Raw genomic sequence first — 25,806 nt, 5'->3', positions numbered from 1 at the left:
AGGCCTCTGTCTTCGCCAAGGGAAGGGCTTGCTAGTCGGCGAGTTTCCTTTAGTATATAAATTTCTAGCTGGAGGCTATGCGACGTAGTGAGAAATTTTAGAGAGAGTTTAAGGCGCTTTTTGTTTGCAGAGTTAGGTATTTACTAATTCCTTTGCTTTTTGGAGAATTTCATCTCGGTTTGCCAAAAGGTTTTTAAGCAGCTGAAGAATGCTATCACTGTTTATAGGTTCTACAACCCAACCTCCGCCATGTTTTTTAATTGCTTCAGCAGGGGCCCCTAAGTTAAATGCTATGACTGGATAACCTGATGCCAGGGCCTCGTGGGTTGTATAAGAAAATGTTTCAGGGCATATGGAAGAGATTACAACGATAGACACCTTATGTTTAGCGAGAAGATGAGATATCTCTCCGTTATTATATTGACCTGTCACAATGAACTTTTTATCAGGACTTATAAAATGTTTATGGATGTTAGTTGTACCAATCACCTTAATACAAATGGGGAGCTTTTCCTTATTAATAGCATCTTTTAGCTCATATAGAATAGCGTATCCTTTATTTTGATGAATAGCTCCAATGAAGGCAATATTTAATGGATCTTCCTTTATAAATTGTGGATTGAATGTATAGGAAATCGTAGAAGGAAGAGTAGGTTCATGAACAGTGATGGGGATGGTAGGATAATATTTTTGTATAATTTCTTTTGTGCTATTGCTTGGTGCTATAACTTCTTGAGCATCCGACAAAAAAGATAGAAAAAGGCTCCTCCATTCTTGAATATTTACTTTGTTAATAAGAATATTTCTTCTACTGACACTATTTAAACACTGCTGGCACACCTTTGTATCTGTTTCGTTGTTGCAGTAGACACCTTTACTATTCATTAAATTATAAGATGGGCATGCACAAAAGAAATCCGGGATAAAATACAAATATTTGATTTTTGAATATTGAATTAAATCCATTACTTTAAAGACAGGAAAACCAATCAAATGATTAATGTATATTAAATCAATGCCTAACCTCTTCAACAGATTTTGAAAGGTTTGATGATTGCAGTCTTTCAAATTTAAAATGATAGGAGATGAATTTGCATTATTGAATTCCTCAATATAAATCGAGTTAATCCGAAACTTTAGTATGTAAATTCTAAATTCCTGCTTAATCTTCTCAATATAAAGATTCTGATAATGTTCTGTTCCGCCGCCTATATTATTTAAAACAAACAAAATCCCTTTTCGATGTGAGGCATTTTTAATTGTTATATTATCTGTATTAGATAATACATTGTAGTTAGATTCCTTATTAAATTCCCAGTAACCAAATAGTCCTGGTTCGTTATCTATTGGTGGTTGAGTTATATTGTTTTGAATTTGCTGTTGTGTTCTGGCATAATTCCAAATTCTAATATAGCCAAGCTTTCCCACAAAGAACCCATAAGGATCAAGTCCGCCAAAAACGCCTGATGCCAGGACAGCACTCTTTGCACTTGGTAGTCCAGTTTTTACAAGCTTGCCATTAATATATAAGGATGGGGTTCGGTTATTGTATACTACTGCTACGTGTGTCCAGTTAGAGATGGAAATTGGGTACACCAGAGTAGCTGGTAAATGCCCTGCCGTGTGCTCATAAACAGATATACCATTAGTTCCAATTGAGATTCCTGCACCAGCCTCATCGTAGGTTTCTCCATGTTCTGGACTAATAACATATCTCTGTCCATTTATTCCCGAAGTGCCTTTTTGTGTTTCTGAATCGATCTGGTGTGTTGCCTCGGGCTTAACCCAGAGTTCATAAGTAAAGGAATTTTTGATAGCAGGGAATAACCTTTTAATATATATTCTTTGACTTCCATTAAAATCAAAGTAAGAGATATTTTCCATGTTTTTACACACTCCTTGCATTCAAGGTATAGAAAAAACACAAATATATCATTATATCTAAATTCAAAAGGGTATTTGATTAAAAAAATAGATTAAAAAAATAGATTAAAAAAATAGATTAAAAAAATAATACCTGAGAGGCGATATGTAGGAAGAGGGGAGAAGAAAGGGGAGTAGTATAGCATTGATTGAATTTCTCTGCTCTAACTATAGGTTTATGTTTAGTCGTTCATAATATGCACTTTTTTTCGATTTACTTTACCCCTTTAATCTATATGTCTGCTATCTTTATAGATAATGATTAGCCTTTAGAAAATCTAAGACTTGTAAAGCACATTCTTCTACCGAGTATTGGTTAGAATTAAGAATAACTTCTGGATTTACAGGTTTTTCATAAGGGGAAGATATTCCAGTAAACTCTGTTATTTCACCTTTTCTAGCCTTTTTGTATAAGCCTTTTGGATCTCTCTTCTCACAGTTTTCTAGAGAGCAATCTACATAGATCTCGATGAATTCACCAGGACTCATGCTGTTTCTTATCACCTCACGATCATTGCGGTACGGTGAAATAAACGTTGCTAACACAACAAGACCGGAATCCACAAATAATTTGGCGACTTCCCCGACACGACGAATGTTTTCTTTTCGGTCTTCAGCAGAAAATCCAAGATCTTGATTCAATCCGTTTCGAAGGTTGTCTCCATCAAGAATATAGGTAGAAATACCGAGCTCATATAGTTTATTTTCAACAGCATTGGCAATGGTAGATTTTCCGGAACCTGATAGACCTGTAAACCAAAGAACACAGCTCTTATGTCCGTGTAACTTTTGCCTGTCCTTTTTTGTAACTGTAAACTGATAATGAAATATGTTGTTTTGTTCGTTCAAAAAGATACCTCCTGCAAGTATGAAATAAGTAAAACTTACTAGAATGGTGAGCCCTGCCTTCGGGCGAAGACAGAGGCGGAGTTGCACTTATACTTTATTCCTAAAATTTCTCACCACGTCGAATTGTCTTCTAGCTAGAAATTTATACTTCTTTAAAGTGTAAAGAAAACTTGCCGACTGGCGAGCCCTGCTTTTGGGCGCAGACAGAGGCGTAGTTGTACTTACACTTTGTTCTTAGAATTTCCCACTACGTCGAATTTGCTTCTAGCTGGAAGTTTATACTTTCTTAAAGTACAGGTTAAAATCCCTTGGTGCTCAAGGGATTTTGTTGTGTTTCAGTTCCCGTAACGATCATATGCTGTATTCGCTCTTGTGCAACTAGACATCATATTAGTCAGAATAAGCAGCCGCGTTAAAGCTTTCAGGGCCAGTACGGGTTGGTGCGATTGGAACTCCTCCTGGTATGCTAATGAACGCTTGATAAACCAACAAACCAGGGTTAGGTGGTGTATAGTCAGATCCAGTTACAGTGAAAATTTTTCTAGAGGCAACTCCTAACACTCCTGCAGCCTCTGTTGTTTCTATAGCTGTATAAACAAGAACACGCCCTGGATCTGATGCTCTGCCTCTGTAAATGTCAATTCTTACAGGGACCGCTGCACTGGCTAAAGAGCTAAGAGCAACGGATGCAGTGAATTGAATACGAAGAGTTGGACCTGCACCTGCCGTGTTTAGTCCCAGTTCTGCAAAAAGGGCCGGCGTAGAGGAAAGCGGAATCGAAAGCCCGCCACTATAACTGATATTTTGCGAAGTACGTGCGTCTAAAAATTTACTCATAATGATATCACCTCTTTTCTAACAAGCTAATCTATCATATGAATATGAGAGGTTTTATGTGTGGACAAGTAACCTATTGAAAAGAATCTATATTGTAAATTTTTAATGAGTTATAAAAAGCGCTAGATTTCTAGCGCTTTTTGTTATCTCCTGCATATTCAAATGACCAATATTCCATAAATTTCTTTAGAGGGTATATGGATAAAGGATGAAAGTTTTGTATCGATGTCATGAACATAAATCCCGCAATCTAGTAATAGATTAGTATGCTCCTCTAATAAAATTTCTAAATGTCTACTTTCACTCTGGCCAATAAACATCATCTGATTCTTAATTGCTAAACCGCGTGTATATCCAAGGCCCTTAAAAATAACGTCCTCATTTCTTTTGACCAGCAATTTACTTGAAACGCAATAATACAGTTGATCACCATAAAGCAGTACACTATGAGGTTGAAATAATTTATCGTGACAGATTTTTGAAATCTTTCTTTCTTGTAAAGAATATTCTAAAATTACACCTTGCTGGATGGTTTTCTGGGGGGAATAACTTACGAAGGAAAGGAAATTTTTCTTTAGAGGATATGAAAACATTGATACATATAGCTTGTCATTTGCCATAAATAAATCGTTGACGTGGCAAACATCCTCATTTTCAGGTGAAAATGTAATTTCATCAATTCTTTCCATACTGTTTTGCAAGTCGTAAATGCCAATTGAGTTGGTTTTTGTTTCAACAATATAAGCTTTGTCATTGTCTATTGCTACACCGTGTAAATCTAATTCTTTAGGTAATGCTTTACGTTTTATAATGTTCAGGTTTTCATCCAAAATTAAAATTCCATCCGTATTTGAAATTATTACAAAAGAACTGCCGTACTTTGCGACCCCTCTGCACTCTATGTTTAAAATCTTTTTTAATTCATATTGTTGATCTTTAAATTGGATTAAATAAAGACCACCGTTTTCATTACAACATGTAATTAATAATTTACAATTATCTATAGGTATCATGTAGCGTTGCACCTTCCCTTTTTTTAAAATAATACTTATTAGTATAGTATGATTTTTTGTTTTTATGGTACGGACAAGCCGTAGAGGGGACCAGTGAATTTTATAGTGCCTGGAATATAACTGTAGACTTGGATGTAGAGAAATTTTCATAAAGGGATGAGCTACAAACAATACCCTAAGGGATTAAGCTAAGGCGCAGCAGTGAGAATCAATTAAAAGTCAAAAAGGAGTAAAACAAAAGGAAAACGTTAGCTGATTTAATAGATAAGTCAAAAAGTAAATATTTGGCTCTTTTACCCTCCTTCTTGTACCAATAAAATCACATGGTTATTAGTTCCTCCTATCGAATCCTAATCCTGTTTTATTACGTTCATCTCTAATCATATTTAGTAAAACATTATAATATTTTTGTTGAATCATTCTAGCCTCCCTATTGATAGCATTTATATGTTTTCGGGTTCCCATTTCCTCGTGTACACGATAAAAAACAAGGGGTTCATTTAAATATTGAAAATCATAGTGTTGTGCAATTCGAATCCACAAATCGTAATCATGTGCATATCGAAAGGTTTCATCAAATAGACCAGATTTAGAAAACACATCCATGTTCAACAAGACAGAACAGCCATTGATAAAACAACCTTGCAGAAAATGGTTTAAAAATAATGCCCTATTGGAATAAGAAACTCCTATTGCCCGACTGGTTGGTTTACTTTGAGAATCGATAAAAATTACGGGAGAATATACAGCGTTCGTTTGCTGTTCTAACATAAAACGCAATTGCTTTGCAATTTTTTCTGGATGGTATATGTCATCAGAACTAAGCCAAGAAAAATAGTTTCCTGTTGCATTCTTGATCCCAAGGTTTAAGGCCGTTGCCGTTCCACCATTTTCTTTTTCAATGTATTTTATTTTCTCAAGATATTTTTTAACCTTATGTGTGAATTGAGTTGAACCATCATTAACCAAGATTACTTCAATATTAGGGTACGTTTGTTGTAGTGCACTTTCGATAGCCTGATCCACATACGGACAGTTGTAAAACGGAATAATAATCGATACTTTTTCCATATGCTTTTTCCCAGCCCTTCAATTCATGTTTTTCGTTCCGCTGTAGGAAGGAGTAAATTTCCAGATAGAGGCGAATTCGACGCATGATAATTCGCATTAATTAAGATATGTAATAAGCTTTTTAAATGGCATGGGCATATATTTAAAATCTGCTACAAAACTTTTATGAATTTGAGGGTATCTTAGACATAATTCCGCTATACAACATACATATACTTATAGATGTTTCAAAATTACTTAAATATAGCTGGTTTTTATTAGGCTTTATAACCATTGAAGGTAAATTCGGAAAAGTTTTAGGATGGATGTGTATCGGCAAAAAATCCTAAAACGCAAATGCAGTCAAAGTTGAGGAGGAATTTAATTATGTTACACAATGTTTTTCTTACATTCGAAGGTAATGGCATTGTAACAACGCATAAGCAATTATTTGCAAGTGTTCAAAATACATTTACCATAGAATTCTGGGTAAAGCCAGAAGCTGCTCATAGAATTAATACAGAGTCTACAAGAGGTGTTTCAGGAACAAAGGGGCAGCGCTTTGTAATTACACCGATGCATGGTGCATACGGGGATGGCGATCCTTCACGAGCAGGTGTTGGAGTATCTGTAGGAATAAATGGTATTTCTGTATATGAACATACAACAGATCATTTACCTGCAACTTTAGTGCTTGAAACTTCACTAAGTGATTGGACACATATTGCAGTTGTATATGATAACAAAACACCAACTTTGTATATAAACGGGGAATTTGCTAAAAAAGGATTAACCAGTTCAAAAAGAATCGTAGTTCCTTCAGGGGTTTTTGGAGGAGTGAGTCCTTATGGGTTTTATGTTGGCGGTCTTGAAGAAATACGAATTTGGAGTACCGCAAGAACACAAGCTGAAATTCAGCAAAATATGAGTAGGGAACTTACTGGTAAAGAAGCAGGTCTCTTTGGCTATTGGAGATTGGATGAAGGAGCTGGAGCAACTGCGCATGATTTAACTGTAAATGGTAATGACGGTGTTATTACAGGAGCAAACTGGAATACATCTCAAGGGGAAATTTTATCAGACAAGAGTATGACGGTTTTATTTACGTTTTTTGTTCCAAGTGGCGGGATTGAAACATTAAATAGGCAACGCCTGTATGCCTTAAACCAAGCAGGAATCAGCTGTCATTTTTTATATACGCAGGAGGGAACAGGTCTGCAAAATAAAGTTAACGCTCCCATTTTTATAACGAACAATCATCAAGAGATTATAGAGATTATCAAGAAGGAGAATTATGATGCTATTGTAGTAAGTTCTGATCTTCTTTTATTAAAGAAAATAAAGGAAAGTGGTTATACAGGCTCACTCATTTATGAAGTTCAAGGTTTAGGGTTTAATAAGGAATATGCTGAACAATTTGTAACCGACCATGCCTATCCTATTCTTCAAAGTGATTGTGACGCTATTTTATACCCTAAAACGCCACACCTTATTTCAGTATTTGAAAAATATTTCCCTGCTAAGAAGAAGTTTTGTTTTCATAATTGCTTTAATACAACAGAATTCCAATATCAGGTGCATCCTAAAGAGAAGAAGCCTATTATTGGCTGGGTAGGAAGGATAGAAGAAAACAAAAATTGGAAAGACTTTCTTTTAATTGGAGCCGAATTAATAAAAAGAAGTCCTTCAATCCAGCTTTGGATGTTTGAGGATAATACATTAGGAGAAAAATCTGAAAGAATTGCTTTTGAACACAGAATTAATGAACTAAACTTAAGCAAAAACCTTACCATTTATGCCAATCAACCGCATCATAAAATGGCTGAATATTTCTCTATCATTGGGGATTCAGGCGGTTTTTTATGTTCTACTTCTAAAGTAGAAGGTTTCGGATATGCGGTGCTTGAAGCAATGATTTGCAGATGTCCTGTCCTATCGACGGATTCAGATGGTGTACGAAGCTTTATTATCCACAATGAAACCGGGAAATTTTTTGAATTAGGCAATATTAATCAAGCAGTAGAAGAAGCAAGAAACTTAATGGCGAATATTTGGTTAAGAGAAAAAATTAGAAAACAAGGTGTTGCACACATTAAAGAACATTTTTCTCCAGAAAAATACGCAGAAAACTTTTTAAATATGATTTATAGTTTAAAAGGTGAAAATTAACAAGTTTTTGCTAGACAATCTTGTTTTTTGATCGGTGAAAAATTTATATTGTTTTGGAGCCATCCTTAAAGAAAACTCGTCGATTGGCGATCCCTGCCTTTGAGCGAAGACAGAGGCGTAGTTGCACTTGTACTGTATTCCTAAAATTTCCGACTACGTCGAGCTGGCTTTCATCTGGAAATTTACAACTTATTACAGTGCAAGAAAAGTTCAACTTAAAACTCGGTTCAACCCGCTTATAATAAATATCCCTTTAAGGGCGATCATTGATTCATGAATGTCCTTAAAGGGATACATTTTGTTGTTTTCTTACCAGTCATTACTGTCCTCGTAACCAAGCTCAATGAGGAAGTCACCCGTTGCTTTCTTGAAATTCTCTTTATTTTCCTCTGTAAATTCATCACGCCAGTTTCCGATTTTCCCTTTACGAAACGTCCATGATTTTGCTGGGTTGATATTTTGTTTCATTAAATGTAACAGTTGAAACTTATCCGTTTTTAGCTCGTTCAGGTCTTCCCATAAATAGTCAACTATGCTAAGTAGTGCCTTATCCTTAGACGTCTCGTTATCAATTAAGTCCTCATAACGTAGACTGCACACCGTGAAATCCTTTCTCCATTCATATATCTTATGGAACTCCTCGTAAATTCCTGGATAATACGGTATTCCCCATGCGTTGTTTTTTTCTTCTCCAATAAAATCGATACCCAAAATGATCGCATTTAATTGTTCTTCAAAGGTTAATAAACGCTGTTGGAAAACGGGGAATAATGGATGTTGATGCAGTTTATTATTAATAAAATGCACTAGTGAAACAGCTACGTCCCGCAAATCACGATAAATGAAAACCTGCTTAACTGAGTGGGCTTTTAGTTCTTGAGAAAATGAAACGGTAAAAGGAATATGACCACTTACTACCTGACCCGGTTTGATTTTTAAAACTTCCCTAAAATGTTCGCCATCATAAGAGATACTTTGCTCATTAAAAACCCCTGGGATTCCTTTAATAATTTGCATCAACAGATTAGTACCGCTTTTCGGTACTGAATTAACTAATATTTTAGGCAAAGGGTTTCACCTCTACTTCCAAATTATGTTGAGCTTTGAAAACTAATTCTTGTTATCTCTTTCTTACTGTCCCGTTTGATGGCCTCTCTGCTGTAAGATTTCCCATAATCGTTTAGTTAAATAAAGGTTACCCATAATTGGTTCGTCTTCTGACAGTTCGATACGAGCTGCAAGATGACCATTATTATTCTCAATCGTTGCAATAATCGTTTTCTCTAAGTTTTGCTGGATAAATTGTTCGTGAAAAAGTACGAGGTTCTGCAGCACAAATTGATTTGAAGGGAATACTCCTTCCCCATAAATTAAGGTAAAGAGTGTGTCGGCATCTTTCATTCCTGTAAGGATAGCATCCTTTTTACTTGCTCCAGGCAGTTCTATAAATTTAACTCTTGGATCAGAGATATGCTGCATTACGTTAATTCCGGCTCGATCGAAACTCGTATCAATAATAACCAATTTATAATTACTAAACGATTGCTCTAACAGCTCTTCTAGCTTGTTGACCGTTTTTTCTGAACCGTCTTGAACGGGGTATATTACGGTTAATTTAAAGGGGATTGCCCTTCGGCTTCTGGCCTGATGCTTTGCAAGATTAAAAGCGTAGCGCCATCTTTGATGCTGAGATTTTGAGTTTCTTAGCTGAGCGGAGATGCTTAATGGGGAATTCGTACGATACTCCATCAATATGTCAGGCACAAAAACAATCTCACAATGCTCTGTTATCCGAAGCCAGTAGTCATAATCTTCAACAGGTTCCAATTTGTATCCGTCAATCATTGCAGCGAATTGTTTTTTATACATAAACGATACGCCTATAAAACATACGTCAAGAAGATTTTCTTTTGGTTGGTCTTGATAGTTATAAAATTCCTTATATTGAGGCTCTGTTAAAGGTACTCGATTGTGGTCAACGTGTGTAAAGCGACTAAAGGATAATCCAATCTCACTTGAGGACTTCTCCAGCGCTTCCCTTAATTTTTCTATAAATGTTATATAATAGATGTTATCGCTGGAAACCCATGTCAAATATTTAACCTCTTCAATTTCCATTAAATAATCGAATCCTATATTTAATGTTTTTGCTACGCCTTCGTTTTTTTCTTTAAGAATAAGATGAACACGATCATCTCCCTTTGTGACATTTTTAATAACGTCAACTGTATCAGGAGGAGCACCGTCTGACACAATCACAAAATAATAGTTTCTATAGCTTTGTTCGAGAACTGATCGCAATGCTAATTCTAAGTAAGCTGGATCTTGCTTATAAACAGGCATGACTATTCCTACATCTCTCATTTACATCCGCCTCACAATTTGATTATAATTCGGTATGTTTAACTCATACCGGTTTGTTTTTGCGATAAAAGTTAAGAATATCCATTAAAGACGATTCTAATGGAATAGTTGGTTTCCAACCTAAATTCATAAGTTTTAAAGGTGTGATTTTAACCTGTTGTTCTACCTGATTGATCAGTTGGGATTTTGTCTTAAAGTCGATAGTTGTTAAAGCTTTGAACTCATGTATGATATCCCCTAACGAGCGGCTTTCTCCTGAAGCAATTTCATATACTTCTCCACGTTTTCCTTTTGTTAAAAGGATTTCATAAGCACTCACAGCATCTCTTACATCTATAAAATCACGCTGGACATTTAGGTTATTAACTTCAAGAACTTTTTCTATCTTATTGTCTTCCATGTCTACAATTTTTCTTGCAAAAATAGAACAAACCCCATTTGAAAGTCCCGGACCTATTAAATTCGAAGGTTTAGCTATTACAATATGCATGTCGTATAAAGCCGCCCATGCTTGTGCGATCAGAACTTGGAGAGTTTTGCTTAGGCTATAAGGGTGGGTAAGAGTAGAGAGATTTGTGGGATCGAATTGCAGTGCCGAACCGACTACAACGATTTTACAAGCTGCATTTTCCTGACGAAGAGTTTCGATTAAATATGCAGTAGACATGGAATTGCTCTGCAGGGAAGCAACGGGATCTTTCCAGGATTGACCAACATGATTCTGCCCTGCCAAATGGAGGAGATATTGAGGTTTGGTCTTTTTAATTAAATCCCTCACAGCGATACGATCTGTGAGGTCACAATGTTCTACTTGGATTTGATCATTCCGAAATGTATTATGTCTAGTGACTGCCGTTATCTCAAATCCTGCTTGCAAAAAGTGGTTGCAGGCATGCTGGCCTGTAAAACCGCTCGCTCCTGTTATTAACAACCTATTTGATTGATTCATTAGTTTTTCATCCAATCTCTCAGTTCCAACAGCATCTCCTGATAACTTGGGACCGGATAGTGAAAATCCGTTCTTGTATTTTTAATGGTACGATCCAATACAATAGCGTCATCTGGAATAATTTCAACATCTTTTTTTTCATACACTTCTTGAAACAATTTGAGCAGCATAAACTTTGATATTTTTGTCTCCGAACCTAAATGGTACAATCCAGTAACATTATTTTTGATCATTTCTTCGATTGCTTTAGCTAATTCAAGGGTAGTTACACCATTCCATAATACGTTTTCGTAACCCTTAATTTTCCCCCTCTGCTTCATGAACCATAGAAATAAACCGATTCCATTTTCTTTTAGTTCCGGTCCGATAATAGATGTGCGGATCGTTAAATGCTTGTCACTGATGATTTCTCCTATTTGTTTGGATTGCGCATAAATGGAAGTTCCATCAGTAAAATCAGTTTCTGTATAATCACCTTTTTCTCCCGAGAAAACACAGTCCGTACTAATTTGAATCAGTTTTCCTTGATAGCGTTCCGTTAATTTAGCTAATTGATGGGGGAGTAAGCTATTCACTTGAAATGCTACTGTAGGATTATGACTGGCATGTTCATTTAGGATTCCTACACAATTGATTGTAATATCTGGCTTCAAGGTATTAATAAGTTCTTCCAAGCTTTTGGAATGAGTTACATCCAGATAAATACTATTAGGATCATTTCGATCTCTTGATGTATAGAATACTTGATACTGTGGCTTTTTTAGAAAGTAAGCTGCTATCACATGTCCAGCCATTCCTTGTCCGCCAAGGATTAGTATTTTCATCTAAATGAACCCGCCCTTCTGGAGCATTTCTTTAATTTCATCCTTGCTCATCAATCCTTTACTGGAATTGTAGTTGAGCAGATTAACAGGTTGATATTGCGCGTAATGCTCTTTTAATCCTTTAATGTGAATGGAAGGAAGGATGACGTAATATTCGTCGTTATAAGATATTGTGTTGATCGATTCATACTCTGAAAAGAGCAACTCATGAATTTTTTCTCCAGGCCGAACTCCAAGTATTTCCATACCTACATTTTCCTTACCAGAGGCTTCAATTAAAACAGAGGCAAGATCAGTGATTTTGCATGTAGGCATTTTCATTACGAATATCTCTCCGCCAATGCTTTCAAAAGTAGCTTTAAATACTAGTTTAATAGCATCCTCGATTGTCAAAAAGAAACGTGTCATGTTTATATCGGTAATGCCAACCTTGCCTTTTTCTTCAATCTGTTTCTTAAATACATGAATTACGCTGCCATTCGTTCCTAAGACATTTCCTCCACGTACGCATACAAACCTTGTGTCTATGTCTAATGTATTCGCGTGGATGATAAGCCGTTCTCCCATTGTTTTTGTCAATCCGTAAAAGTTGGAGGGACTTGAAGCTTTATCGGTTGAAATGTAAACGACTCTGCGAACTTTACACTGGATAGCTGCATCTACCACATTCTGAGTTCCAATGACGTTTGTTTTTAATGCTTCAATCGGTTGGTCTTCACAAACTGGAACATGTTTTAAAGCCGCCAGGTGAAACACATAATCAACGCCAGTACATGCTTCAATTAAGGTATCTTTCTCCTTAATATCTCCAATAAGAAAATGTAATTTAGGATTATTGTCAAATTCTTGCTTCATCGAAAATTGCACAGATTCATTTCGTGAAAAAATCCGAATTTCCTTCGGATCATATTTTAATAGCTGTCTAACTAATTCATGCCCCCACGAACCTGTACCGCCTGTCACCAAAATTGTCTGATTATTAAACAATCTTCAGACCTCCTAATAATATTTTAATAACTTTATCTGAAACGTTTGTATGATCGTATCCATCAGGATAGGACCAGGTTTTTGGCTGATTTACCATAACATGAACGCAATTTACTATTTGGTTGGCGTCTATTCCTGATAACATATTGCTTCCGCATTCGATTGTTTCAGGTCTTTCCGTTGTTTTGCGAATTGTTACAGTAGGAACGTGAAACAAACAGCATTCTTCCTGAACTGTTCCACTATCTGTTAAAACACAAACAGCATTTTTTTCAAGTTTGACAAAATCAAAGAAGCTAAACGGCTCATGAAACTCAACCAATGGATGAACCTCTAATGTTGGAATGTTCTTTATGCGGGATTTAGTACGGGGATGTATACTGCATATCACTCTTTTTTTGTAGGCTTCAGCAACCATGTTAATTCCCTTTACAATCTCCAGTAAACGATCTTCATGGTCAACATTTTCGGCACGATGGGCTGTAACCAAAAAGTAGTCGCCTTTTTCTAATGTTAGCTTTCCAAGGATATCACTTTGTTCAATCTCACTTTTGTAATGCTCTAACACCTCATAAATGGGATTGCCAGATACAATAATCCGATTTCGGGGAATCCCTTCATGGATTAAATTCTCTTTGCTTTGGGGAGTATAGGGCAGATTAAAACTTGAAATTGCATCAATAATACGGCGATTTTTTTCCTCCGGTACTTCAAGATCAAAACATCGATTTCCAGCTTCCATATGGATAACAGGAATTCCCATTCTTTCAGCTAAAATGGCGCTTAACCCGCTGTTTGTATCTCCTAATACTAATACTTTATCGGGTTTTTCCCTTAAAAAAATGGTTTCTAAGCTTTTATACATTGTTGATAATTGTTCACCAAGGGATTGCTGTCGATCCAACAATACATAGTCAGGGTCTCTAACCTTTAATTGTTGGAAGAATATATCACTTAATGATGCGGTGAAATTTTGCCCTGTATGCACTAAAATGTGTTGTTCAGCATGAGTATCTAGCTTGTTTATAATGAGACTTAAGCGGATAATTTCAGGTCTCGTCCCTAGAATCGTCATCACTTTCACTGTTTACACCTCTTACTTAAATATAGTTTGTCTTTATTTCTATTTCTATTTCCAAGCAAGTCTCCTCTACTTATTACAGTATGCCTTTACCTCTTTTTTGCCATAGGCTACTCTATTAACTTTATCCATAAAATCGCTCATTCTTAATAAAGCGATTTTAACATGTTAACACACTTACGGACTAGTATATCGTTTCTATGCTGACCTTGGATAAGGAAAGGGGAAGTGATGGAAATGAAACAATTGATCACAACGAAGACTCATAGTTGGACGGTAAACCCATGAGTTCATAAGTGAACTATTAAACAGGCTCATATAATGAAGTGAGTAGTCGTCATTTAGCTCATCTCCAAAGTGCAGCTATATCCATTTATGTATCCGTGCCTAGTAAATTTATCTGTTTTGTTGGAAGCCGCTGTAAAGGTGATGGTATGGAAACGAGCAGTAATAACAGGTACGAACGGAACTTTGGGCAGACTCATCAAGAAGAGATAGAGCCTGCCCAAAGTTAAGGGGTTTATAATCCGTCCTTTTGAATAATATCCATCATTGTCTCAACTCTATGGAGAAACGTATGCTTCTCTATGACTACTCTTCGAGCCCTTTGGGCGATTATCCGTCTTTGTTCTTCATTATCCATATAGAAAACTATTTTCCGTAAGCAATCTTCATAGTCTTGGTAGGATACCATTTCTTCTTCAGTAAAGAAAGAACGAAGATCAGGTTTTTCCTCTATTAATTGAAATGCCTCACATGCTGCAACATCAAATGTTCGGTTATTAATACTTTCGTTAACAACTCCAAGTGTATTTTGATTATGCAAGAAATTGTGACTTCGATGAGGATTTAAGACAATGCTGGCTCCGTTGTAGTAATAAACAACTTCCTGTGGCTTAATCCAAGTGTCTTTTATCGTAACTCTTGGGTTATTTCTCCATACTCTTTGCAGTGCATTATACCAAGCTGTTCCAATAAGTGTGATTTGATAGTTAGTATTTTCTAAAAGAAAATGGATAAGATCCACCCTTGTAGGGTATGGGTATCCTACAAAAAGCAAATCACTTTTGTATATATTCCCCGCAGGCAGAGGTTTAAAAACAGTAGGATTTGTTCCTAATGGTAAATGATAAGCATTTAGATGAACGGGTTGGTAGTGCCGTAAAGCTCCACTATCAATTGTAAAAACATAATCAAAGTTATTAATAAGCTTCATCGTCTTATCCATGTAAAAAGGATCTTCAGTCATCCAGCATACTAAGCTAATACCATGTTCTTTTAAGAACTGAATAGTTTGTATAGGAAGATGGTCGCCTGTCAATGTCAGGGCGACCTTTGGTTGAAAAGTGGTAACGATAGACTTTAGCTTCTCCATGCGTTCTAATGGATGAAAGTGAACCCATTCATAACGATTGCTGCTTAATTCATCCTTAATGCTTTGATTCAGATAATCGTAAATACCTGAGTAGCCAGAAGAGATGTATAGTAGTTTCAACCTCAATCCATTAATCAGAATAATCACTTCCTCTCCTACGCAGGAGTTATGCTCATAAGCTCGTCACAGCGAAGAACCATAGGAGCCGTAAAACCGCCACTTCCAGTGATCGGATTCACGATTTCTACTGTAACGTGGAGTTTCACTGGATTGAATTGTATAAATATAGCGATAAAATCATTAGTGGTTGTTACAACCCTTACAAGATCTCCCGGTAGGAATATATCGCTTCCTGTACATGCCATAGAAATATCCCCCCTTATTAATTAAATTAGTATTGAAAGACTAACAATATACTATATGTTAGTAGCTACACATCGGTGCAGAAGAGAATCTAGTTAAAAACCTTCTTTTTATTAAAACGAGAGCGTCGCAAAACTCATTTTCATGCAAAAATTGTACATAAAAACGTCTGTTTCCTAATACCCTATGATAGACTCTAATTAACCATAGGAATGAAGATAGACTATCATGATGGTGACCCAATTAATATATAACGTGAGCATAAATAAGGTGCTTGTTTAGTATGAATTGTAAACCATATAAACGTGTGGGGAGGAGATTCCCCTCACGTTTGTTGTTTAGGAACTAAGCGACTTTTGTTACGCTTAATGAAGCGAGCTGAATGCGCTCAACTCCTGCACCAGTAGAGTTATTAGTTACTATGACGGAAAAAGTTGTAGGCCCAGCTACCTGTACAATAACAGTCTTATTTAATTGGTCGACCAAAGTTGGGGCAGTAACACCTGAAAACTCTCCAGCCCTTCTAGCTGTTGAAGCAGTTAGATTAGTAATACCATCAGTAGTTATTCCCACACCGAAGTCATAGTTTCCAGGCCCGTCAAAGGTCAAAGTTATATCATATTGAACTCGATATACTCCCGCTTCCAAAACAGTTATTCCTGCACCTGTGGAAGTTGCTTCACTCAAAAGTAGGGGGTTAGCAAAAGGTACTATAGTCCGGGTACCACGAGGCAATGGTAGATCAGCGTCAGCAAATACAAATGCATGCATAGGCACTTGTGGTGGAAAATTAGGTGGAAAAGCTCTGCATTCGAAAGAATCAGACAATTTGTTCACTCCTTTTTAATTTCTTCTGTATATTAAATGAATTGTCCTGTTTAATTGATATAGACAAGTCCCTATTTTTGGAAAAATGGGAACTTGTCTAAAAAATGAAGAAAGGGCATTGGATCAGTCTTGAGGAGAGACGGATGAGGCATAATGATGGAAGGCTTCATAAGAAAAGAAGAGAAAGATAGTATTCGTATATAACGTGATAATGTGTTAACGGAGTAATTTCTAAGTGGCATTGTTCATTTGCTAGGATAGATACTATATACATTCTATTTAATTTCTCGACATAACTACCTTTTAAATTGCTATGTTTATTGGATTAGGGCTTGTAAGAAAATTAAGTAAGACTTATATAAATTATAAGATGATATAAGCTACATAACAGGGTCAAGAAAATTAATAAGCAAATTTCCAAAATTTATGAATATAATGCTAGTATAACGGATTCATGGGAATGGAGGTACTGGCAATGGAGCGCAAGCAAAAAAGGCAAGTGAGCGATTTACCCTTACTATATATTGCGCAACCAGATTTTAAAGCCGTGAAGCATCAAATGCAGCAAACCTTCGTCGTCAAAAAAGATGTAAAAGAAAACGAAAATCATATAAAACAACAAATCGATGAAACATTAGCAATCAATGAAAAAGAAGCTTCAATTGAGCCTCAGGATCCGGTAGCGATTCACAAAGGTGCAGTTCAGGAGCAAACAGAAGCAGCTCAAGAAAGTACAATGGAATCTCAAGAAGAGATGATTCACGGAATTGCAGTCGAGTATCAGGAGACAGAAGCAGTTTACCAAGCTGTCGTTGGGGAGCAAGAGCAAGCAGAAGAAGCTCAAGAAGGTACAATGGAACCTCAAGAAGAGGAGATTCGCGGAATTACAGTCGAGTATCAAGAGACAGAAGCAGCTCACCAAGCTGTCGTTGAGGAGCAAGAGCAAGCAGAAGGAGCTCAAGAAGGTACAATGGAATCTCAAGAAGAGGAGATTCGCGGAATTACAGTCGAGTATCAGGAGACAGAAGCAGCTCACCAAGTTGTCGTTGAGGAGCAAGAGCAAGCAGAAGGAGCTCAAGAGGAGTCAGCAGCGATTCACAACGATGTAGCTGAAGATAAAGAAACTAAGATGGAATCCGAGGAAGAAGCAGAAGCAATCCATGAGAATGCAGTGAAGGTAGAAGGACATGCAGAAGAAGAACAGGAGATTATAAATGAACCAGAAATGAACCATGAAGAGCCAGTAAAAAATAAATGGCAAGCCATGTCTTTTAGGGAGATGAATAATGAGGAAAAAATCGATTATTTATTAAATCGGCCCCATTACATTCCGGAAATAAGATGTTATATACGAACAAAACAGTCCTCCTATATAGGCTATATTAAATCCTATGAAGGTGGGATAATCAAAATTAAAGCTCCAGCAAAGTTAAAAGACGTAATGGTTGATATTAAAGATATTCTATCCATCCAAATGATTGGGACGTAAATATGTAAAAGGTGGTAGTAGCCTACCACCTCATGTTTTTTGAGTTTACATTCATTTATACACCAGGAATATTTACATCTGGTAAGCATTGGACAGAACTGAAGTACTCTAAATCAACTGTAATACAAGAGCTTGTAGCAACTAGGGTGCCTACTTGTGGCACTGTCGGTGTAGGTTCGCCCGGCACTGCTGTTGGCCCGAATACGTCCATGAATGTAACGGTATTCCCAAGAGGAGCAGCAGAACCTCTTTTTACAGTTAGTGGTCGTAGTACTGCGCAGGAGCTATCTACACTTTCTACCCGGAAGATTTCAGTAGATCCGCTAATAAATGTACCTACTGGGCCCGGTCCTGGTAAAAAGAAATTTGCGGTAAAGTTGTCGCAGCATCCTTTTGGTTTGATAACAACAGGGCGAGTGTTTGCTACCGGCATGGCAGGGTTTGCTCCAAGGAAAGGCATTTCGCAGGATGTAGCACATCCAGAAGTAGTAGGGCCTGTTGCACAATCTTGTAGTTCAGCAATAAATTTTAGTATATCAGCTACGCAGTTGGAGTCGTATTCATGATTGTTTTTATCATTGCAACTCATTGATTTCACTCCTTATAATTGAGTTTTGGTTTACAGTAATAAGATATTGATTTGGAGTACGTTCGGTTACTGCATGAACGTTGATTTTTTAGAAATGGGCATACGGTGGAAGAGGTGGGAGGATGCTTTTAAACAATTGGTTTTTGCTTGTTTTGCTTTCATTTGCTTCGTTTCGATTAACGAGATTAATTGTTTACGATAAAATTACAAAATTTCTGCGGGCCCCTTTTATTGAGGAATTGGAAGTGCCAGAGGAAGATGGCTCTCTGGTTACATATACGAAAATAAAAGGAAGCGGCTTGCAAAAATGGATTGGGGAGTTGCTGAGCTGTTATTGGTGTACGGGTGTATGGATGACAGCTTTTTTATTGCTTTTGTATTATTGGGCGCCCAAGCTTGCTGAACCACTCGTATTTTTGCTGGCGATTGCTGGTATAGCAGCTGTAATTGAAACAATCGTTGGCAAGCTGATAGACGAATAAAATAGGTGAACTAGAGCCGGGGTGTATTCATATACTGAATAGACTACAACTTAAAAGATGAGGGGGAGATGCTATGAACAACGGTTCTGGTTTCAATCAATGGCAATATTATCAGATGCAACAGCAGGCAATGCAACAGAAGCAAGCGATGCAGCAGCAGGGGTATACAAAGAAAAAAGGCTGCGGCTGTGGTAATAAAAAGAAGATGGTACAAGATGACCAGCAAAATCAACAAGGTCAATAAAGAAAGCAGAGCTGCCGGTCGCTCTGCTTTCTTTATACTGTAAGAACGTATAAATTTCCAGCTAGGCGCGAATTCGACGTAGTCGGAAATTTTAGGAATACAGTATAAGTGCAACTACGCCTCTGTCTTCGCCCAAGAACAGGGCTTGCCAATCGGCGAGTTTTCTTTATCTTTTATAACAACGTTTTAATAAATCTTGACGGGTAAGCAGTCCGGCCGCGTCGCATGCTTGGAACCGATACATACAGCGATTCCTTCGCGCGTGTCATGGCGACGTAGGTGAGCCGGCGTTCCTCCTCAAGCGGAGCGCTGTTTCCTTCACGAAATGATTCCAGTGCAAAGTCATGCGGCAGCGAGCCGTCAACCGCTCCAAGTAAGTACACCTGCTCATACTCCAGCCCTTTTGATCGATGAATGGTCAGAAGCTGCACTGCATTGCCGGGTGCAGCGCTTCGTTTTTTCATATCTGCCGTGATGCGCGTGATATGGTCAGCGTGAGCGAGAAGGGCAAGAATCGTTGTAAATTTCCGCGCAACAACCTTTAAGTCCCGAATATCATCAGAGCCTTTTTCGATTGCGTTTCCTTCATTGCCGCGCTTCTTCACAAAGTCAGCAAATCCCATTTCTTTTTCAATCATTTCGATTGCGGCCAGCGGTGACAAGTTTGTTAGCTTCCGAAACATCGGGGCGATTTTTTGCAGTTTTTTTTGCTGGAACGAGTGAATGTTTTGCACTTTACCGAGTGCGCGGACAAGCGTGCAATCCTCTAAAATGCTCGTTGCCTTTAAGTCCTGCATAACGGCTTGCTTGAGAAAAAGTGCTGTCAGCAAATCGCTCATCGCAATTTCGTCGTCTTCGTTGAGACTTAGTCGCAAATACGCCAATAGACTGCGCACGATGCGTCGTTCGTAAAATGAGTGCGAATCACGATCAATGACAAACGGAATATCCGATTCCGTTAATCGTTCAAAGATTGCACGAGCTGCTGAATTCGTTCGGTACAATACGGCAAAGTCTGATGGCTGTGCGCCATTTGCGAGCCGCTCTTGTATATCTGTTACAATCATTGTTGCTTCTTCTTCCTCATCGTAAGGGAAGAAAAAAGCTGGCTGCGAGGCTGATTGGAATTGCGCCTCCATTTGCTTTTCACGACGATTCTTGTTTAAGGTGATGACTTTATTGGCCGTCGTGACGATGCTGTGGGAGGAGCGGTAATTTTGGTTAAGTGTTACAACAGCTGCATCCGGGTAATCACGGTCGAAATGCAGGATAAACATTGGGTCGCTGCCGCGAAACGCGTACACGGATTGATCATCATCGCCGACAACGCACAAGTTATTTGTATGTTGTGATAGCATACGCATAATCTCGTACTGTACCTTGTTGACGTCCTGATATTCATCAATGAGGAAGTAGCGGAATCGCCCTTGATAGCGCATGAGCAGCGCTTCATTTGTCTTGAGCAGCTCGTAGCAGCCCTGCAGCATGTCGTCAAAATCAAACGTGCCCCGTTCTTTTTTCATCTCTTCATACCGCTTGTACAAATAAAGCGCTTTTTCCTCCCAGTCCGACTTGGGTTTTACAGCATCGTGGTGAGTAAGTGTATTTTTCCAATACCCGATTTGCTGAGCAGCCTGGTCATATGGGAATTCCTTTTCATCTAGGCTAAGCTCCGCGCCAGCTTCCTTTAGCATACGGTCAATCATCCATTCATGCTTGAGAAGACGCTGCGGTGACCAACGCTCTCCATCGTGATGCAGCAGTATTTTATAAAAGATGCTATGGAATGTTCCGACAACGAGTGAATGCACAATAGCAGGAGAGAGACTAGAAAAACGAAGCAAACGGCTCTTCATTTCTTGTGCTGCCTTCGTTGTAAAGGTTACGAGCATAATGGATTTTGGATCAATTTGTTTCTCTTGAATCATATATGCGGTACGCGCTGTTAGCACACGTGTTTTTCCACTGCCTGCACCGGCAAGAATTAAAAGAGGTCCTTCTGTATGCGTAACCGCTTCGTACTGCGTGGAGTCGAGCGGGAATTGATCTTCATTTAAAATAGAGTACATTTTGCGCTCGCGATGCTTCGCAAAGTTTGAGATTCCTTTTACAACCTGTGTTTGTTTCCAAACTGAGACAATATTATTGTTAGAAACAGGGCGGGATTTAGGAATCCGAAAGCCGCCTTGCTCTGTATGGGAACCGACAGAGGCCAATTCCGCTTGTTTTACTTGCAGCCGTGCATGATCGGCTGTCTCGCAGGAGAATGTACTATTTGAAGCGATATGAAAAAAATATGGCTGCTGCCGAATGCCGAGATATAAATGGACAGATTCACCGCAGTGTGCGCATAAGACCTCGCCGAGCCGGCTTGCCTCGTATAGTATTTGAAAGCTTTCCCGTGGAAAGTATTGTAGATTGATTTCTTTTCCGTTATAGACGGCGAATTTCATACGTGCACCCCCTTTAGACGTGTTTCATCTTATCACAGGAACGAGAAAAAGACGAGAACAGAATAGTCCTCGTCTTCTATAAAAGATGCCGTAAATCCTTTATAAAGATTCCATTTTGCTTACATTAAAAAAGTTTCTAGCTAGAAGCGAGTTTGACGTAGCCGGAAATTCTAGAAGTGTAAGTGAAGCTATACCTCTGACTTCTCCTAATGGTGAGTTTTCTTTATAATTCCTTCACCATAACAACATGCGGAATATCTGCTTCCATGAACACGTCAGATATGGTATGGTAGCCAAGCTTTTGATAAAAGCCCTCCGCTTGTGTTTGCGCATGCAGCTTTGCTTTATGTAATCCTCGCTGAATCGCGGCTTGTTCGAGTGCTTCTACAATCAGGCGACCTGCTCCCTTTTGGCGATGGGACGCAAGTACGCAAATGCGTTCTATTTTGCCGGTTTCCTTGTCTACTGTGCGTGTTCTTCCAGCTGCAACCGGTACGCCATTATCGTATAGGACAACATGCGTTGCTGCATGATCGTACTCGTCATATTCTTCTTCTGGTGATACTTGCTGTTCAATGACAAATACTTGCTGACGGATGTCAAAGGCATCCTGTTTTTGTCTTTCTGTTGTTGCGATTTGTACGTGCAAGACTCTAGCAGTCCTTTCCAAGTTGAAATGTTTCATATACAGTCCATGATCCGTCTTCAAGCTGGTATAAAAGATGAAGGCGGTCGACTGTTTGTTCGTGATGAAACTCTATCATGCGTAATTGTCCTAATACATCGGCGTGTTCACCGTCAGACATGTCCTGACCTAGCGTAATGTGCGGCACAAATGTGTATTCTCGTTCCTGCGCGAAATAGCCTGTATGGAGCTTTTCATTTAAAGCCTCAAGTTCGGGCGTTTTTTCTACTTTAAAGTAAATAACGTTATTTACAGGAGTAAAGGAGCTGACTTTTCCAATCTTGAGTGTAAACGGTTTTATCTTGTTTGAAACTTTATCCAGTTCCTGCGCAATTTCCTTTGCCTTTTCCTCTGCCGCGTCGAAGGGCGATTTTAAGGTAATATGCGGCGGAATTAACGCGTAATGCGGGTCGTAGCGCTTGCGAAATGAGTTGGCTTTGTCTTGCATGCTTTTCGACGGGAAAATAACAATTCCGAATTTCATGATAGGAGCCTCCTTTTAGGTTTACAATATATATTTTGAAAAAATATATCAATTTACACTTTAAGAAAGTATAAATTTCCAACTAGAAGCTAATTCGGCATAGCAGAAAGTTTTAGGAACAAAGTGTAAGTGCAACTACGTTTCTGTCTTCGCCCAAGGGCAAGGCCCGCCGATCTTTACTATAGAACAATCCTCAGCATCAGAGAGGGTTTAACTTAATTCTAGCATATAGGATAGGGCATGCGGCAAATTTGCTTGCCAGTATCTCCATATATGTCCTCCCTGAAACTCCTCGTAGTAGTAGGGAAAGCCTTTCTCGGATAATAATGCATGAAGTTCGCGATTGGGCTTTATGAAGTCTTGTATTTTGCCGCTGGTTGTTTTGACGGCTGTTTCCTCGGTGCCGATGATATGATATAGCTCCAGCAGATGCGGCTCTTGAAAGGAGCGAACCTTTTCCATCACAGCCTCATTGACGAATGGTGACTGCATAATGACCTTTCCGAACGTATGCGGATAAGAGAGCGCTGTCATAAGGGATATGGTTCCACCAAGTGAATCTCCAATTAAAATACGTCCTCTTCCCATTTGATATGTTGGATATTTTTCATCAAGGTAAGACGTGAGCTCGTGCGCTAAAAAGCGGGTATACGCCTCGTTTTGCGCGGCGTTTGGATAGTATTTTTCCCTGCGATCCGTCACATCCTTGTATGGAATGCCAACGAAAATCGTACGATCGATAGCTTCTTCCTCGTCCAGTCTGTCTAATACAGACGCCGCTTTCCCAAAGCGAAAGTAATCTTTGCCATCCTGCGCAATTACAAGCAAGTGTTTTTGCAGCGGTGTGAAAAAGGCTGGCAAGTGGATGATAAGCGGTATATGCTCATCAAGAGCCTCGCTGTAAAATAAAATCTCTTCAATAGTTCCTTTGTTTGACATACAAGTTCCCCCAAGCAGTGTATATATCTATCTTATCATAATGTCGGAGAATTGGTATGACAGCCGCTCGCAGGGGGTTTTTTCTTTTTCCGGGAGCGGACAACTGCTTCAGCGCTGGCTACATACAATGGGTATTGCAATTATTGGTGTGATGATGATCGGATGGGGGGATTTTGGCTTAAGCGGTCAGGCGATGCTCGGAGATCTTTTGTCCGTTCTAAGCGTAATTGCCGTTGTCGGCTATTTGCTCATTGGACAAAGCACGGTGAAGATGATGTCACATTGGTTGTACAGCTTTTGTGTATTTATGTTTGCAGCAGGATTCTTTACGATATATAACATAGTGACAAATATAACATTTTTAGGCTATTCGAGGCTTGATTGGGGCATGTTTGTCCTGCTGGCTACCGTTCCGATGCTTTCTCATCTTAATCAATAATTGGCTGTTGAATTATGTGATGCAACTACGATTTCGATGAGCATTTTAGGAGAGCCTGTCGGTGCGGCGACATTGGCATTTCTGCTCTTGCGTGAAAGTTTGACAGGCATGCAAATCCTTGGTGGTGTCCTTGCATTAGCAGGTGTTTTTCTTTTTGATGCAGCAGCAAAAGCGTTTAATTCTCCGGAACATGCAAAAGAGCTAGTTCGGATTGGTTAAGTATGTTTGGACCGTCACGATGCAAATGTCACGAAATTTCCCTTCATCCGTCGTTACGATTAGAATGGCTCGGCCTGGCTGTCTGCCTCTCACGATGGTCTCCTGTCCGTCCTGGATGATTTCCGCTATCTCTGGCTTATTGCTTGTCCATTCGATGGATTGGTTAGCGGCGTTATGAGGCAGAATGGTTGCATGAAGTGTTTCCTGCTGCCCAACCTTGAGCTTTAGCTTGGATTTGTTTACTTGTATGCCAACGACATTTACAGGATCGGGGGCAAGGGAGAGAGGTGGCTGTGCTTCCCGTTTATAGCGTGAGGCCTGACCGTTGTTTTGGAATTCTTCAAATCGGGTTAACATGGAAATACCTCCTGTCTAAAATAGGGCTCGAAAACGGGATTACCTACAAGTTGAATCAATATTTAATGGTTTAGAGATAATCATACAGAATAAGTATTACGGTTCATTTAATAGAAATTAAAGAAAATATTAAGATTATGGCGAAGTGTGGAGGGACATGTAATTGTTTTGTCGAAGAGTGTAATTTCTTTATGAAAAGGACATGTTTCTTAATGACTGCTCTGATACCATTCGAGCAGGTTAGATACATCTCTCTGGGTATTGCACATATAAAAGGGTTTATTTGAAAACTTCTGAAATTAACTTGGAAATCTATTGACATATAAAAATCATCTATACTACAATAGGTGTAACTTAAATACGGAAAGCGTTGAAGAAGAAGAGTACATATTGTGAACATGTCAGAGAGCTGATGGTTGGTGCGAATCAGTATGAGAGCAGTATGGAATGGGCTTCTGAGCTACCAAACCGAACTTGGAGTAGGCTTTGGCGAAAACGTCTCATCGTTATAAGAGACACACATTTGAGCATAAGCTTCAATGTGAAAAGCGGGCTGCATTTGCAGCCAATAAAGGTGGCACCACGGGGTTTCTCGTCCTTTCATTAGATAGGATGAGTAGCCCCTTTTTTGTTTATAAAAAAATCAATAATTAAATCGATGAGTAAGAGTAGTATGTATGATAGCGGCGTTCCAGAGAGTCGGGGATGGGTGAGAGCCCGGCACGTTTGCATATACAGAATGGACTTACGAGAGGCTCGCTGAACTTATAGTAGGCAGCCCGGGTTCCGCCGTTACAAGGATAGGATATGAAAG

Annotated in this window: 24 protein-coding genes, 1 pseudogene and 2 other annotated features (1 of these 27 cut by a window edge); of the genes and pseudogenes, 5 read left to right on the top strand and 20 right to left on the bottom strand. The window is 38.6% G+C overall.

Annotated features, from left to right (window positions below; all coding sequences use genetic code 11):
* Positions 1-132 precede the first annotated feature (132 nt).
* The 5 genes from EP737_RS16350 to EP737_RS16330 all read right to left on the bottom strand — a co-directional run bounded on the left by EP737_RS16350 (position 133) and on the right by EP737_RS16330 (position 5,693).
* Positions 133-1,884, bottom strand: coding sequence for a LamG-like jellyroll fold domain-containing protein (locus EP737_RS16350; RefSeq protein WP_165350830.1), 1,752 nt, complete (start codon positions 1,882-1,884; stop codon positions 133-135).
* A gap of 288 nt (positions 1,885-2,172) precedes the next feature.
* A complete protein-coding gene (gene cysC, locus EP737_RS16345) occupies positions 2,173-2,772 on the bottom strand; it encodes an adenylyl-sulfate kinase (RefSeq protein ID WP_129729038.1) in 600 nt (199 codons plus the stop codon).
* A gap of 390 nt (positions 2,773-3,162) precedes the next feature.
* On the bottom strand, positions 3,163-3,609 hold the full coding sequence (locus tag EP737_RS16340; RefSeq protein WP_129729037.1) for a hypothetical protein: 447 nt from the start codon (positions 3,607-3,609) through the stop codon (positions 3,163-3,165).
* 158 nt (positions 3,610-3,767) lie between these two features.
* Complete coding sequence (locus EP737_RS16335; RefSeq protein WP_165350829.1) at positions 3,768-4,622, bottom strand: DUF4915 domain-containing protein; 855 nt, start codon at positions 4,620-4,622, stop codon at positions 3,768-3,770.
* Between the two features lie 330 nt (positions 4,623-4,952).
* On the bottom strand, positions 4,953-5,693 hold the full coding sequence (locus EP737_RS16330; RefSeq protein WP_129729035.1) for a glycosyltransferase: 741 nt from the start codon (positions 5,691-5,693) through the stop codon (positions 4,953-4,955).
* 366 nt (positions 5,694-6,059) lie between these two features.
* On the opposite strand from EP737_RS16330, the gene EP737_RS16325 reads away from it, so the two are divergent.
* Positions 6,060-7,841 (top strand): glycosyltransferase, encoded by a 1,782-nt coding sequence (locus EP737_RS16325; RefSeq protein WP_165350828.1) that lies wholly within the window; start codon positions 6,060-6,062, stop codon positions 7,839-7,841.
* 309 nt (positions 7,842-8,150) lie between these two features.
* On the opposite strand, the gene EP737_RS16320 is transcribed toward EP737_RS16325, so the two are convergent.
* From EP737_RS16320 to EP737_RS16280, 9 genes are all read right to left on the bottom strand, one after another.
* Entirely contained in the window at positions 8,151-8,909 is a 759-nt protein-coding gene (locus EP737_RS16320) for a sulfotransferase domain-containing protein (RefSeq protein WP_246040285.1), read from the bottom strand.
* 63 nt (positions 8,910-8,972) lie between these two features.
* A complete protein-coding gene (locus tag EP737_RS16315; RefSeq protein ID WP_129729033.1) occupies positions 8,973-10,205 on the bottom strand; it encodes a glycosyltransferase family 2 protein in 1,233 nt (410 codons plus the stop codon).
* 43 nt (positions 10,206-10,248) lie between these two features.
* The gene (locus tag EP737_RS16310; RefSeq protein WP_129729032.1) at positions 10,249-11,154 is read right to left on the bottom strand and encodes an NAD-dependent epimerase/dehydratase family protein; all 906 of its coding nucleotides are present in this window, start codon (positions 11,152-11,154) and stop codon (positions 10,249-10,251) included.
* Positions 11,154-11,978, bottom strand: a complete 825-nt coding sequence (locus EP737_RS16305) for a dTDP-4-dehydrorhamnose reductase family protein (RefSeq protein WP_129729031.1) — start codon at positions 11,976-11,978, stop codon at positions 11,154-11,156. Before EP737_RS16305 ends, EP737_RS16310 begins: the two co-directional genes overlap by 1 nt.
* On the bottom strand, positions 11,979-12,965 hold the full coding sequence (locus EP737_RS16300) for a polysaccharide biosynthesis protein (protein WP_129729030.1): 987 nt from the start codon (positions 12,963-12,965) through the stop codon (positions 11,979-11,981).
* Complete coding sequence (gene wecB / locus EP737_RS16295) at positions 12,958-14,049, bottom strand: non-hydrolyzing UDP-N-acetylglucosamine 2-epimerase (protein ID WP_129729029.1); 1,092 nt, start codon at positions 14,047-14,049, stop codon at positions 12,958-12,960. The genes EP737_RS16300 and wecB overlap by 8 nt, the downstream gene beginning before the upstream one ends.
* A 517-nt stretch (positions 14,050-14,566) precedes the next feature.
* Positions 14,567-15,541 (bottom strand): CgeB family protein, encoded by a 975-nt coding sequence (locus EP737_RS16290; RefSeq protein ID WP_129729097.1) that lies wholly within the window; start codon positions 15,539-15,541, stop codon positions 14,567-14,569.
* 35 nt (positions 15,542-15,576) lie between these two features.
* Complete coding sequence (locus tag EP737_RS16285) at positions 15,577-15,786, bottom strand: hypothetical protein (RefSeq protein ID WP_129729028.1); 210 nt, start codon at positions 15,784-15,786, stop codon at positions 15,577-15,579.
* 343 nt (positions 15,787-16,129) lie between these two features.
* Positions 16,130-16,612: a hypothetical protein gene (locus EP737_RS16280; RefSeq protein ID WP_129729027.1), complete on the bottom strand. Its 483-nt coding sequence runs from the start codon at positions 16,610-16,612 to the stop codon at positions 16,130-16,132.
* A gap of 475 nt (positions 16,613-17,087) precedes the next feature.
* Between EP737_RS16280 and EP737_RS16275 the strand changes: the two genes are divergently transcribed.
* On the top strand, positions 17,088-18,101 hold the full coding sequence (locus tag EP737_RS16275; protein WP_165350827.1) for a CotO family spore coat protein: 1,014 nt from the start codon (positions 17,088-17,090) through the stop codon (positions 18,099-18,101).
* A 55-nt stretch (positions 18,102-18,156) separates the two neighbouring features.
* Here the strand turns inward: EP737_RS16275 and EP737_RS16270 are convergent, their stop codons facing one another.
* On the bottom strand, positions 18,157-18,690 hold the full coding sequence (locus EP737_RS16270; protein WP_129729025.1) for a CotY/CotZ family spore coat protein: 534 nt from the start codon (positions 18,688-18,690) through the stop codon (positions 18,157-18,159).
* A gap of 122 nt (positions 18,691-18,812) precedes the next feature.
* Between EP737_RS16270 and EP737_RS16265 the strand changes: the two genes are divergently transcribed.
* Both EP737_RS16265 and EP737_RS16260 read left to right on the top strand, forming a co-directional pair.
* Complete coding sequence (locus EP737_RS16265; RefSeq protein WP_129729024.1) at positions 18,813-19,172, top strand: DUF1360 domain-containing protein; 360 nt, start codon at positions 18,813-18,815, stop codon at positions 19,170-19,172.
* A gap of 73 nt (positions 19,173-19,245) precedes the next feature.
* A complete protein-coding gene (locus EP737_RS16260) occupies positions 19,246-19,416 on the top strand; it encodes a cytochrome C oxidase subunit III (RefSeq protein ID WP_129729023.1) in 171 nt (56 codons plus the stop codon).
* A 173-nt stretch (positions 19,417-19,589) separates the two neighbouring features.
* On the opposite strand, the gene EP737_RS16255 is transcribed toward EP737_RS16260, so the two are convergent.
* From EP737_RS16255 to EP737_RS16240, 4 genes are all read right to left on the bottom strand, one after another.
* Positions 19,590-21,869: a UvrD-helicase domain-containing protein gene (locus tag EP737_RS16255; protein ID WP_129729022.1), complete on the bottom strand. Its 2,280-nt coding sequence runs from the start codon at positions 21,867-21,869 to the stop codon at positions 19,590-19,592.
* Positions 21,870-22,092: 223 nt separating this feature from the next.
* Complete coding sequence (locus tag EP737_RS16250; RefSeq protein WP_129729021.1) at positions 22,093-22,518, bottom strand: GNAT family N-acetyltransferase; 426 nt, start codon at positions 22,516-22,518, stop codon at positions 22,093-22,095.
* Positions 22,519-22,522: 4 nt separating this feature from the next.
* Positions 22,523-23,038 carry a YjcG family protein gene (locus tag EP737_RS16245; RefSeq protein ID WP_129729020.1) on the bottom strand — a complete coding sequence of 172 codons (516 nt, stop codon included), beginning with the start codon at positions 23,036-23,038 and terminating at the stop codon, positions 22,523-22,525.
* A 210-nt stretch (positions 23,039-23,248) separates the two neighbouring features.
* A complete protein-coding gene (locus EP737_RS16240) occupies positions 23,249-23,977 on the bottom strand; it encodes an alpha/beta hydrolase (RefSeq protein WP_129729019.1) in 729 nt (242 codons plus the stop codon).
* A 66-nt stretch (positions 23,978-24,043) separates the two neighbouring features.
* On the opposite strand from EP737_RS16240, the pseudogene EP737_RS16235 reads away from it, so the two are divergent.
* Positions 24,044-24,621 (top strand): annotated as a pseudogene (locus EP737_RS16235) (DMT family transporter); the annotation flags it as partial.
* Here EP737_RS16235 and EP737_RS16230 read toward each other — a convergent pair.
* Positions 24,618-24,992 carry an Ig-like domain-containing protein gene (locus EP737_RS16230; protein ID WP_129729018.1) on the bottom strand — a complete coding sequence of 125 codons (375 nt, stop codon included), beginning with the start codon at positions 24,990-24,992 and terminating at the stop codon, positions 24,618-24,620. The pseudogene EP737_RS16235 and the gene EP737_RS16230 overlap by 4 nt on opposite strands.
* A gap of 361 nt (positions 24,993-25,353) precedes the next feature.
* Positions 25,354-25,595 (top strand) — a binding site (T-box leader).
* 46 nt (positions 25,596-25,641) lie between these two features.
* Positions 25,642-25,806: a binding site (T-box leader), on the top strand; it runs 74 nt beyond the window's last position.

Source organism: Ectobacillus funiculus (genome assembly GCF_004138295.1).
GTDB lineage: Bacteria > Bacillota > Bacilli > Bacillales > Bacillaceae_G > Ectobacillus > Ectobacillus funiculus.
This window is presented reverse-complemented; position numbering and strand designations above follow the sequence as displayed.